Source organism: Runella sp. (genome assembly GCF_965279615.1).
Lineage (GTDB): Bacteria > Bacteroidota > Bacteroidia > Cytophagales > Spirosomataceae > Runella.
In genome coordinates this window covers 1796674-1809291 of the sequence record NZ_OZ257252.1, presented here as the reverse complement: position 1 = coordinate 1809291, position 12618 = coordinate 1796674, and the positions used below count along the sequence as shown (strand labels likewise).

Annotated in this window: 8 protein-coding genes; 2 read left to right on the top strand and 6 right to left on the bottom strand. The window is 43.3% G+C overall.

Annotated elements, in window-relative coordinates:
* Positions 1–148 precede the first annotated feature (148 nt).
* From ACQY73_RS08080 to ACQY73_RS08070, 3 genes are all read right to left on the bottom strand, one after another.
* Positions 149–1756: an FG-GAP repeat domain-containing protein gene (locus tag ACQY73_RS08080; RefSeq protein ID WP_428663949.1), complete on the bottom strand. Its 1608-nt coding sequence runs from the start codon at positions 1754–1756 to the stop codon at positions 149–151.
* Between the two features lie 105 nt (positions 1757–1861).
* Positions 1862–3457: a SusD/RagB family nutrient-binding outer membrane lipoprotein gene (locus ACQY73_RS08075; RefSeq protein WP_428663947.1), complete on the bottom strand. Its 1596-nt coding sequence runs from the start codon at positions 3455–3457 to the stop codon at positions 1862–1864.
* Positions 3458–3475: 18 nt separating this feature from the next.
* Positions 3476–6799, bottom strand: coding sequence for a SusC/RagA family TonB-linked outer membrane protein (locus ACQY73_RS08070; protein ID WP_428663944.1), 3324 nt, complete (start codon positions 6797–6799; stop codon positions 3476–3478).
* 610 nt (positions 6800–7409) lie between these two features.
* On the opposite strand from ACQY73_RS08070, the gene ACQY73_RS08065 reads away from it, so the two are divergent.
* Positions 7410–8636 (top strand): ROK family transcriptional regulator, encoded by a 1227-nt coding sequence (locus ACQY73_RS08065; protein ID WP_428663942.1) that lies wholly within the window; start codon positions 7410–7412, stop codon positions 8634–8636.
* On the opposite strand, the gene ACQY73_RS08060 is transcribed toward ACQY73_RS08065, so the two are convergent.
* A complete protein-coding gene (locus ACQY73_RS08060) occupies positions 8633–9367 on the bottom strand; it encodes an MlaE family ABC transporter permease (protein ID WP_428663940.1) in 735 nt (244 codons plus the stop codon). The two genes, ACQY73_RS08065 and ACQY73_RS08060, sit on opposite strands and share 4 nt — an antisense overlap.
* An 89-nt stretch (positions 9368–9456) precedes the next feature.
* Positions 9457–10476, bottom strand: a complete 1020-nt coding sequence (pdhA, locus tag ACQY73_RS08055) for a pyruvate dehydrogenase (acetyl-transferring) E1 component subunit alpha (protein WP_428663938.1) — start codon at positions 10474–10476, stop codon at positions 9457–9459.
* A gap of 94 nt (positions 10477–10570) precedes the next feature.
* Here pdhA and recF point away from each other — a divergent pair, with 94 nt between their 5' ends.
* Positions 10571–11671, top strand: a complete 1101-nt coding sequence (gene recF / locus ACQY73_RS08050; protein ID WP_428663935.1) for a DNA replication/repair protein RecF — start codon at positions 10571–10573, stop codon at positions 11669–11671.
* Between the two features lie 43 nt (positions 11672–11714).
* On the opposite strand, the gene ACQY73_RS08045 is transcribed toward recF, so the two are convergent.
* Positions 11715–12347: a NeuD/PglB/VioB family sugar acetyltransferase gene (locus ACQY73_RS08045; protein WP_428663933.1), complete on the bottom strand. Its 633-nt coding sequence runs from the start codon at positions 12345–12347 to the stop codon at positions 11715–11717.
* Between the last annotated feature and the right edge of the window lie 271 nt (positions 12348–12618).

Here is a 12618-nt window from a genome sequence, read left to right as displayed (position 1 = left end):
TATTTTACAGTTATATAATTGTAAAATAAGTTAAAAAAAATCAAAAATCTTTTTTTAAGGTCAATTATTGGAAGCTAATTGATTGAAAGAGAGGTGAAAAGAGAAGGATTGGTCGCGCTTATTACAATTCCTGCATGCAACTTCTATTTTATTTCTGCCGATTGGTAAGCACCAATAATTGCGGAAAAGAGGTAATTCCTTTAAACATTAAGGTAGTCAGTTCGCCTACTGTATGGAAATAGGAGCCAAGTACAATATCTACATCGCCATCGTGGTCGAGGTCAGCTACTTCCATTGTTAGCCATTTCCCGGAGGCGGCTTCCGGCGTGGAAAATGCCTCGAAGGTTAGGGTTCCTTTATTGGATAGATAGACAAATCCCTGCTCGGGTTTTTCCAGATCGGAATAAAAAGAAATCGCGGCAATGTCTATATCTCCGTCGTTGTCAAAATCGCGCGCCATGGCTTTGCTTGTTCCGTAAAGCGGATAAAACCAAGCTTCCTTGAAATTATCCCGGCCATCATTGAGGTAGATACGGATGCCGTGGTAATTTTTCTGAATAGCGGAATAATCCCAATTATCACCGTTGGTGAGCAGAATATCCTGAAACCCATCTTTGTTAAAATCTACCAATTCAAAATAACTGACACCATAGGAGGGTTGGAATTTCAGCACTGTTTTTTCCTTAAAATTCCCGTTTCCCTGATTATAAAAAATAGAAACTTCTTCGTGAGCCTGCGCCATCAACACCATTAAATCAGGCTTTTTGTCATTGTTGAAATCCCTGACTTCTACTCGTCTTGCACCCGGCAATGCTTTCAGTATGTGTTCTTTAGCAGAAGAAAAGCCGTCATACCAAAACAGTTTTCCTGCATTATTTCCAAACCCACAGATCACTAAATCTTCTTTGCCGTCCAATGTAAGGTCAGCGGCGACAAACTGAACGGGCCTTGGCAGGGAATCAAAGTAAACACTCGTTTCGGTAGTGGAAGTGTCCAACGAAATGATTTTTCCTAGCTTTTGATCGGAAGGGCTGAACGTCCCGATCGTGAGCAATCGAGGTTTGGCATTTTTGGGAAAGTATATATCCGTCGGCGGACTGTCGAGATTCCACAACGTTTTCAATTGGAATGCCGAATCTACGACATATAGTTCATTGGGGTCATTGCCCACATATAATTGAGAAGAAGCAGGGTCAAATTTTACCAGCGTTGTTTTAGGAACAGGTTTGTCGCTGATTTTTATCGGTGTTGCCTTAAACTGAGGGAGTTGATCGGCGATGGGTGGATGCGCTTTTTGAGGGAGCGGCTCGGTGGGGGCTTCGCTTTCGTAATAGTTGACAATGCTTTCCCATTCGGCTACGGAAAGAAGGGCCGTTTCGGGATATGTACCCAACTGATGAAGTATTTTTTCATCCTCTCTCGAAGTCAGGCCATCATAAGGATTTTTGCCGGCTTGCTTTATTCCCAAGCGTAAGCCCATATTGGGCAGCACACTGCCGACCCACGTTTTTTTGTCCAATAAACCAGGCTCAGGAAAAAGGTGGCAGCTTTGGCAATACTTTAAGGCTAATCGCTTTCCTGATGTTGTTGAGTCTATCGCATAATTTGTAAAGGCGAGCGGATAAGTTTGTTTTGAATCAGTTCGGATCAAAAATTCGTTGCAGTTAGGGTCAGGACGGTTCGCCGCACGATTGCAAATCCGGACCGGCTCACATAGGAAAAGCACAGCAATTAAACCGATTTTGATGGACGCCATAGTATTAGTTTTATTTACAAAGAAAAAAAAATCCGAGATAAAACTATCTCGGATTTTTAACTACTTACCAAAGTTCAATTCTAACATTTTGTTTTTATTCGTAGGTTACTTGACATCCCAAAAAATCTTGTTAGTAAGCTTATCCTGGTCTTTGATCGTCGAATAATTAGGGTTGTATGTGATTTCATTGCCCGGGATTGTCCAACGGTAGGGAGGCAACGTTTGATTGTTTGAATTATCCGCCACAAAGCTAAACTTAGGCATGTCAAGTCTTCTCACGTCAGCCCAGTTTTCAAACGACTGAGTGATGTTATAGTGAAGCCATTTCTGATCGGCTATCAACGCCAACTTATTAGCTGCGGTTCCTGCCTTGGTCCAGTTTACACCGTCTTTGGCAATGTAAGCGGAGATTTGCGCAGCCGTTGCCGCTACCGGAATATTTTTCTCACCCACAATGTTATTGCTCAATGACAAAATCTTGTTGTAAAAATTAACGGATTGGTCAATCGCAGTTTCGTAAGCTGTTTGAGCCTTCGCATCGTTGCCGGTTCTCAAATAATATTCCGCTTTGATCAAATTTACCTCGGCAGCATTGATCAACACGCCCGGGAAGTAGTTGTTGCCGCTAAACGTCACGCGGTTGTAAACGGCCGCCATTCCTTCATTCGCCAAGGCCGTTTGAACACTTGTATTAGCCATAGGATCAATGCCGATGTATTCTCCTTTGGCATTGTTTCCGGGTTGGAAAATGATCGGCAAACGGGGGTCTGCATTGGTTTTCATGTGGTCGATCATCTTCTTACCTGCGAAGTTGATGTACCAGGTAGTTCCCGACTCAAGTGCGTCTTTAAACCCTTTGGAGTTAATCGGCGAATTGAGGTCATACACATTCACCTGAATATTTTGGGCGTTTGTTTCTACGATAGGATACGTAGTGGGCGCATTCAATATCTCGGCTATTTCCGAATTGGAACGGGCTTTCAGGCTTTCTACATCAGAAACCCGGTTCAGCATGCGCAAACGAAGCGAATTGGTATAACGTTTCCAGGCTGTAATATCCCCATAGTTCACAAAGTCCTGAACCGTGAATGATTTTTGATAGCCTGCACTTAACGTGATTCCGTTCAACTCTGTAGAAATGCTTTTTAGATCATCCAGCATCTTGGTATAAAGTTCCTGCGGAGCATCAAATTTTGGCAATGAATTGGCGTAATCTCCTCCGTTTGCGCTTAACAAACCTGCTTCACTGAAAGGAATAGCGCCGTGAAGGTCGATCAGCTTTTGGGTATAGTCGTACAAATAGACCGTAGCCGCAAGCATGAAGATTTTCTTTTCCTTTTGCTCATCAGCCGGTCTTTGTGCGTATACTTTTTGTAATTCACGATACTGAGCCAACGTACCGTAATAATTGAACCAAACGTCTTCCACACCGGATGAGCCGGGAACGTATTGCCCTTCGCCGTTTACCCAACCGGTTGTTTGTACGTAGTGATTGATACTTGTACGGAGCGTAACAAAGTATAGACGATAACCCGGAAGAACATAATCTTTGTTTGATTGCAACATACCCGTGAATTGCTTTTCAATGGTCGTCGATGCAAGCTTGGATGGATCAGGATACGCCTCAATAAATTCGGATTCTTTACAGGACATCGCAAATAAAAGAACTCCTGCTAGTAATATAGATGATATTTTGTTCATTTTCTTGTTCATTTAAAATTAGAAACTGGCTCTTAACATAACACCTGTTGTGCGGAACGATGGGTTGTTTCCTGCATTGTTCACGTTGTCTGTCCAACGGGTACCGGCATTGGTTTGCTCTGCATCCAAATCTTTGATGGTGCGGTAGAAGAAGAACAGGTTACGACCAAATACAGATACTGTCAGGCTTTGAGCGCCAATTTTGGAGGCAATAGACGAAGGCAACGTATAGCCGAATGAAAGCTCTCTCATTTTGGCATACGTATTTTCTGTTACATACAACTCATAACGAGAACTGCTGTACTGAGGCCCGCCCCAGTTATAGGTGCTGTTATAATAAACGGCCTGTGAAATGATGTTGGTATTTGCTTCTCCGGTTGCCAGGACACCGTCCATCAGCATACCGTCATGGTATACAGGTTGGCCTTCAGGCCCTGAGGTTCCGGTAGTGGCAACTCCTTTTCCATTCTTGTCGACATAGTAGCTTAATCCACCGTGTTCAGCATCCATGCTACCCAAGCTTTGTTCTGTTAAACCTCTGGAAGTCATCCAGTTGATACCGGTTGGCATAATGCTTCCACCGATTCTGAAGTCAACCACTGCTTCAAGATTGAAGTTTCTGTAGTTAAAACTGTTAATAAAACCACCCACCACTTTCGGCATGGCGTTACCTACTTTTTTCCAGTTCGGGTCAAGTTGATATAAACCACTCGGACCTACCACATTTTTGCCATCTTTTTGCAGGATTCCGTGGGCATAAATGTCACCCATGGCTTGGCCCACAACCGATCTTAGTTGAGCCGCGTTTCCATCGTAATCGGCGTGTAAAAGCTCGGTAGAATTGTTGGCCAGTTTTTCAACTTTGTTTACATTCTTGGCAAGATTCAACGTGATGTCCCAGTTCAGATCAGAAGCAGACTTTCCTCTGATCGGATTCGCATTGATCCCAATTTCCAATCCTTGATTCCTCAACGTACCGATATTGGCAAGAATGGAACGGGCGCCCGTAGTTGAAGCAATAGACAACGGAAGTATTTGATCTACGATCTGTGCATTGTAATAGGAAATATCCAATCCTAAACGATTATTGAAAAATTTGGCGTTAACTCCAAATTCCAATTCATGCTTTTGCTCCGGACGAATCAGGTCATTACCATAGGGATTTGCACTTGTATTGGTATATAATACAGAGCTGCCTCCTGATTGTTGAATATTAAGGGTACCTTGGTTGTAGGCTACGTTAGCAAGATAAATACCCGGATAGTTACCCACAACACCGTAAGAAGCACGGAGTTTACCAAAGCTAAAGAACGAAGGCAAACGGAAGGCATCAGAGAATACAAAACTTGCGTTAACTGATGGATAGACAAATGCGTTATTTCCCGGAGCCAACGTAGAGGTACGGTCTCTGCGCAGGGTTCCTTCAACAAAGACGATGTTCTTATAATCGAAGTTAACCGTTCCCAAATAAGCATCTCTGATATAACGATCACGGGTTTGTTTACCATTGGCAGTGTTTACTGATGCAGAAAGGTCAAAGAAATTTTCTGTACTCAATCCGCCATTAGTCTCACGATTTAAAGTTGTATTCAACTCACGTTTGGCTGTATATCCGCCCATTACTGAAACGTTTATGTCGTCCGTGATTTTTTTGGAATAGGTCAAAAGCAAATCACCGTAAACACTGTTGTACAAATTGTTGCTCATGGAAAAGCTACCACTGTAGCCAAATGCTAAAGGTGTTGCGCTATAACCTTTGTTTTCGATACGTTCCGAGGTAAAGTCGGTCGCAATACGACCTCTCAGATTTAGGCCACTGACGATATCCCAGTTTTGAGTAATGCTGGCAATGATACGATTGCTGTATTCGTCAGAGGTATTTTTACGTACATTCCATACATAATCAGCAATATCTCCTTTGAAGCCGTTGTATCTGATGTTTTCGTTGGGCGTTAAGCTTTGCGTACCCGCACCGTTTACAAACTTATACCCAAGGCTGGTTTGGTATTTGGCATTGTACCAGTCTGCTGATTCAAAACGATCCATCATCCCTGTAAAGTTGTTGATCATACGATCCACTTTAAAAGGGCGATTATGCGTATACTGGTTGACGAAATTCACCATCAGATCCGTTTTCAGCTTCTTGTGGGGGCTAAAGCTGGCGTTAAGGTTAGCAATGTTTTTGCTGTTTTTAGCACCGTAGCTGATCATTCCGTTGTCCTGACGGGTAAAAGAGAACCGAACATTCGAATTGTCCGAAACTTTGGAAACGGCTAAGTTGATGTTGGAGCTGGACGTATTTTGAAAAAGATCGCCATAGCTATTGTTGGATGGTGAATAAGGTCTAATCACACCATCCCATGACATAACAGGCTGGCCGTCAAATTTTGGACCAAAGTTTACACTGGCACCAAGCAACCCGCGCGTTTCTTTCACGCCATCACCATTGGTGTCGTAATAAATAAAACCGGCCGCATCCTGCCCCCCATTATTATAGTTCAATGGGTAGCCGGGGCCTCTGACGTTTTGGTAACGAGGTAAATAAGCGATTTTATCTACATTGTAGCTTGCGTTGAAGTCAACGCCTAACCCTTTTTTACCTTTTCCGCTCTTCGTAGTTATCAACAAAACACCGTTTACCGCTTCAGAACCATACAATGCCGCTGCTGAAGCTCCTTTGAGTACTGAAATATTCTCAACATCAGCAGGGTTTATGTCCAACAATCCATTACCACGGATGCGTTGGTCGCCCCAGTAATCGGTATTTCTGGCTTCACCGTTACGGATGGGGATACCGTCCAAAATGATAAGCGGCTGAGTATTACCGGTGATAGAGCTAAACCCACGGATGCTTATACTTACCCCACTGGTTGCTCCACCCGGAGTAGCATTGATCATTACGCCCGGGGCTTTACCATACAGTGCATTGGCAATGTTGGGAGAGGCCACTTTTACAAGCGCGTCACTTTTGATCGTTGAGGTGGCATATCCCAACCCACGCTGCTCTTTACCAATTCCAAGTGCTGTAACAACTACTTCCTGCAATTGAGACGCATCTTCTTCCATGAGCAGGTCTATTACTGAGCGACTGCCAACCGCTACTTCCTGACTTTTGAAGCCAATATAAGAGAAAACAAGGATGCTTTGCGAGGATGCTGCAAGACTGAATTTCCCATTACCATCCGTTGTCGTACCTGTTCCGGTGCCTTTTACCACCACCGACACCCCGGGGAGGGGCTGCCCTTCGGCCTTTGTGGTGACCTTACCTGTTATTGTTTGCGCAAAAACAGGCGCGCTTATCATTGCCAGAATGACAATAAGCATGAGTAATTTTTTTTCCATTGATTAAAAGAGATTTAAGTGAAAAATGAAAGAATTGGATAACTGGATTTCAACTTTCCGGATTCGTATAAAAGGGCTGTTCCGATTGTTTGGAAGCGCCTCTGCCATTTTGCCGTACATGGTTACGCTAACGTAAAATCAGCCACAATTTGGAAGACCGACGTGTTTTCGACCCTGCAAAACCAACTTATCGGTACTGATAGTGGTGAAACCAAGCATAGTGGTTACGTAAGACGTTACTACAGAAACATTTCGAAAAAGGTTGTCCGGAACCGCCGGCTGCCTTTCGATGTCACCGACGCCGGGTAGAAAATATCCCTTGTGAGCAGAGGGCACGCTCGTTTATGAGCAACATGATTAAAGTAGCTTTTTTGTCATATTGGATTGTCAGGTTAAGAATTAATAAAAAAATATACTTATTCGGTGCAAAAATTGCGGCATTACCGAGCAAATTATAGAATTATTTTACAATGATAAAGAGAAAATTAGCTTTAACAAATAAATTTAATAAAAAATATTTTTAAATCATGTTATTTACTAAAAAAAATTAATATTACATTTATATACTTAAATACAGTATTTTAGCCATTGATTTTCCTTAATAGTTATTATGTTTGACTCTACTACTTCATCTGAGGTCGATTTTCAGCCTAAAACCTCTGTCGTTGACTACAAAAAAAGTCAACATCGTCGTCGCATTCTTACCGAGTTATACCGCTCAGGTACCTGTTCAATTGCTGAAATGGCCCGTGTCATTCACAGCAGTGTGCCTTCAGTGACCAGTATTGTGGAAGAAATGGTGGAGGAGAAATGGATTGTGCCGGTGGGAACCGGAATCACAAAACAGGGACGTAAGCCCGTTTTATTCAGCCTCAGCACGGAACGCTATTATTCCATTGTATTGGATGTCAATACGCACGACACAAAGATTTTGATATTGAATCTTAAAAACGAAGTGATCTTACGACGGGATTTTAACCTTCGTTTGGAAGATTCTTCTAAATTTTTGAATAGCCTCGTTGAAGCTACCGAGCAGGTTTTGCGGGAATCAAACATCCGATACGATGATTTTATGGCCATGGGAGTATCAGTGGCCGGTTTGGTGGATGCCCGCAAAGGCTTCAACTTTACATACCGCAGTTTGAATCAAAATGAATCTTTTGGTACATTTTTGGAGAACTACTTCAAATTTCCGGTATACGTTATCAATGATACCAAAGCAACCACGCTTGGAGAGCACCGCTTTGGATTAGCGCAGGGTAAAGATCATGTATTGGCAATTTATATTGACTGGGGTGTTGGTCTTGGCGTTATACTGAACGGAGAAGTATTTCAGGGCGCTTCCGGTTTTGCCGGTGAGCTGGGACACATTCAAGTGGTTCCTAACGGTGAATTATGCCATTGCGGAAAAGTAGGATGTTTGGATACCATCACCTCGGCCGCTTCATTGATTCGTCGTATTAAAAAAGGGCTTTCAGAAGGCAGAATTTCCCGACTTTCGGCGATCGAAGGCGAAAAAATTGATGCAGAAACCATTATAGAAGCTGCTTGGCAGGGTGATTCGTTTGCCATTGATATTCTCCACGAAATCGGAATGGAACTTGGCAAAGGGTTATCTATCGCCATTCATTTGTTCAATCCTGAAATTATTATCGTCGACGGGATCGTGGCAAAAGCGGGCGCTTTTATTACCAATCCGATTGAACAGGCAATCAATAAATATTGCTTAACTGATTTTAGAAATAACCTGACCGTAGTTATCTCACAATTGGGCCAGGAAGCAAAATGGCTTGGTACTCAGGCGTATGTAGTTGAAAAAGTCATTGAAAGCAATTAATCCAACAGCAACAATTGCGCTAAAAGATAGTCGGCTACCAAAACAGCAATACAACTGTTGGTAACGGCTGCCGTAGATGCCTGCCCTACTTCCAAGGCTCCGCCGCGCGTGAAATATCCCTTAAACGAAGAAATAGACGTAATTAAGAACGCAAAAACAACGGACTTGATGATCGCAAAGGGAATATTGAACGGACGAAAATCAGAGCGAAGACCGCGAATATAATCTTCCGGAGAAATAACGTTTGTGGCGATTCCCGCCAAATACCCGCCCAAAATCGATAGAAAGCCTGAAAGAATCACTAACATCGGAAACGTAATAATAGAAGCGATGATCTTGGGCAAAACCAAGTAAGAGACTGAATTGATCCCCATTACTTCAAGTGCATCAATTTGCTCAGTGATACGCATGGTGCCTAAGCCGCCCGCGATGTGAGAGCCTACTTTTCCTGACAATACAACGCAGGTAATGGTTGGGGCAAATTCCAGGATACTGCTGTCTCGAACAATCAATGAAATGATGTAATTAGGCACAAAAGGGCTGACGAGGTTGTCGGCAGTTTGTACGCAGGTAACGGCCCCGAGAAAGGTAGCAACGATAGAGACAATAAAGACCGAGTTGATGCCGATCTCTGAACATTCGTCAAAAATCAGTTTGACATAGACCCGAAATTTCTCGCGGTTACTGAATAAGTTTCCAAGAAAAATAAAATAATTCCCTAACGTTTTCATAGCTATGTGATGTAGAAAACAGACGTTGGACTACGGATAACGGAAGTTGATTTTCCATGCCCGTAGTCCAACAGCTGTTTTCCCGTAAATTAGTCCATTATAAAAGGATAATCTTCCTGCGTATATATATCTTTGAAGATCTCAGACGCATCGGGCCACGGAGATTCTTCCGAAAACTTCACTGCTTCTTCTACCTGTTGCTTGATTTTGGCATCAATGGCGGCCAGATCCTCTTCCGTTGCAATACCCGTTGTCAGGATTTTATCCTTGACCATCTCGATAGGGTCGCGCTTTTTGTATTCTTCGACTTCTTCTTTGGTCCGGTATTTTTGCGGGTCAGACATTGAGTGACCACGATAACGATACGTTTTGAATTCCAGAAACGTCGGGCCCTGTCCGCTGCGGGCGCGTTCTGCGGCACGACTAACAGCTTCATGCACTGCTTCTACGTCCATTCCATCGACCGGCTCAGAAGGCATATCGTAGGCTTCGCCAATGGTATAAAGATCAGTTACGTTGGAGGTACGATTTACCGAGGTACCCATGGCATATCCGTTGTTTTCAACGACGAAAATAACGGGTAATTTCCACGTCATGGCCATGTTAAACGCCTCGTGCAAAGCACCTTGGCGTACGGCTCCGTCGCCAAAAAGGCAAATGCAAAGGTTGGTGGTTTTGTTGTACTTTTCGGCAAAGGCAATGCCGGCACCCATTGGGATCTGTGCTCCCACGATACCGTGGCCACCTACGAAATTGCGTTCTTTGTCAAAAATGTGCATCGAGCCGCCTTTTCCTTTGGTAGTACCGGTTGCTTTTCCGAAAAGTTCAGCCATAATGGCTTTAGGATCAGTACCTAATGCCAATGGAATGCCGTGGTCACGGTAAGCGGTGATCCATTTATCATCTTTTGTCAATGCACTTACTCCGCCCGAAGAGCACGCCTCCTGACCAATGTAGAGGTGGCAAAAGCCGCGTATTTTTTGTTGACCGTAGAGCTGTCCTGCTTTTTCTTCAAACTTACGCTGAAGTTGCATTGACTCATACCAGTACATATATCGTTCTTTGGGGTGGGTAGTTTTTGCGGGTGCCGCTTTGGTTTTGGTTGCCATTTTTTATAAAAAATAAAGTTTATCTGTCAACTATGAACTCCGAACTGTTGACTATTTTATCTTTGCCCCGCGAAAATAAGCATAAAACCAATTAATGCCACAGCTACACTTAGAAAAACTCCATTTGACGTACTTCAGGAATTATGAAGAGGAGCGTTTTGAGTTTAGTCCCGGGCTCAATTGCATCGTGGGCGAGAATGGAAGCGGAAAAACCAACCTGCTCGATGCCATCTACTGGCTGGGATTGACCAAGAGTGCGTTTCAGGTGCAGGATGCTTTCAGTATTCAGCACGAAGCTGATTTTATGCTTGTTGACGGTGTTTTCCGAAAAGATTCCCGGGAAATACAGATCACGTGCAGTTTGCAGCGCGGCCAACGCAAAGTGCTCATGTCTGACAAAAAGCCGTATGAGCGTATCAGTGATCACATAGGGGAATTTCCCATCGTGTTGGTGGCACCCAATGACACGGATCTGGTACGGGAAGGCAGCGAAGAACGTCGCCGTTTCTTTGACGGAGTATTGTCGCAACTCGACCAATTGTATTTGCAGGACCTGCTTCAATACAATAAGCTCTTGGCACAGCGAAACAGTCTGTTGAAGATTTTTTACGAACGTCATTACGTAGATGATGTCCTGCTGGATACGTATGACGAATCACTTATCACATTAGCCAATCGTATCTTTGACAGACGTCAGCGATTTCTGGATGATTTTGAACCTTTGGTGCAGCATTTTTACGGTTTTTTGGGAGAAAGTCGGGAGTCGGTGGCGATTCATTATGAATCTGAAATGGAAGATCTGGAGTTTAGGGAGAATTTCCGCCGCCACCGGCAGCGTGATCTGCAAACACAACGTACCTATATGGGGGCGCACAAAGACGATTTTCGGTTTGAGATGAGCGAGGTTGCCTTGAAAAAATTTGGCTCGCAAGGGCAGCAGAAATCCTTTGTGTTGGCCCTGAAATTGGCTCAATTTGAGCTGTTGTCGGTCGAAAAAGAGATGAAGCCGCTGTTATTATTAGATGATATCTTCGATAAATTGGATGACCGACGTATTCAAAAACTCATTCAACTCATTGAAAACGGCACGTTTGGACAGGTATTTCTGACCGACGCGCGGCCTGACCGAACCAGAGCATTGCTCAATGATGTAAAAGCGGACGTGAAGTTTTTTGAGGTCAATGCATTAGGCTAAAGATGAACTCACTAACAAATTGAGTCCATCTTTAGCTAAAAATCTACACCTTCTTAGCAGGATTACCAAATACACGATTACCCGCAGGAACGTTTTCCACAACCACTGAACCGGCACCAATGCTGGCTCCTTTGCCAATTTTTACTCCGGAAATGATCGTCACTCCGGAGCCTATAAATACATCCTGATCAATCACCGCGCCGCTGCCAATGATGCTCCCGGCTCCTACGTTGATATAATCGCCCAAGATGGCATCGTGTTCGATCAGTACTCCCGTATTAAGGATGGAGTGATTGCCAAGTCTTGCTTTAGGACCAATGACCACGCGGGCACTGATAAGATTGCCATGACCGATTTCGGCAAAAGTTGAAATGACGGCCGTGTCGTGAATGGCGTTTACGGGCATGACGCTGCGGCGCTCGTTGAGCATTTCGACGATATCTGTTCGTTCCGCACGGGCTTCTATGGCAACAAAAGCTTCGCATTTTTTGCCGATCAATTTTAAAAAACCATCATCGTCCGTGTTTCCCAATACCGTATACTCCCCGATTTGGGTGTTATGTAAGTTAGGGTCGTCGTCTAAAAGACCATAAACTACTACATTGTTACGCTGAAAAATGTCTAATGCGACCAATCCTAAGCCTTTTGCCCCAAAAATCAATACCGGGTTTTCCATTTATGTGTATACGGTTTTGCTTATAAATTTAACCTTAATGGCTATTTTGTTATTAAAGTTCCTTTAAATGTATGTAAGTACCAAATCAAATTCTTTGCCAAATAAGTGTCAATGATATTTATATGGTTGATAATCAAATGTTTACATATTAAAATTAATGTATTTTCTAAACCTGATAATTGTGTGTTACTATAATGTTATTGGATGAAAAAAAACTTCTCAAAAACGTAAATTGCTGGTAATGAATAAGTAAAGGAAAATTGCGTTTTTT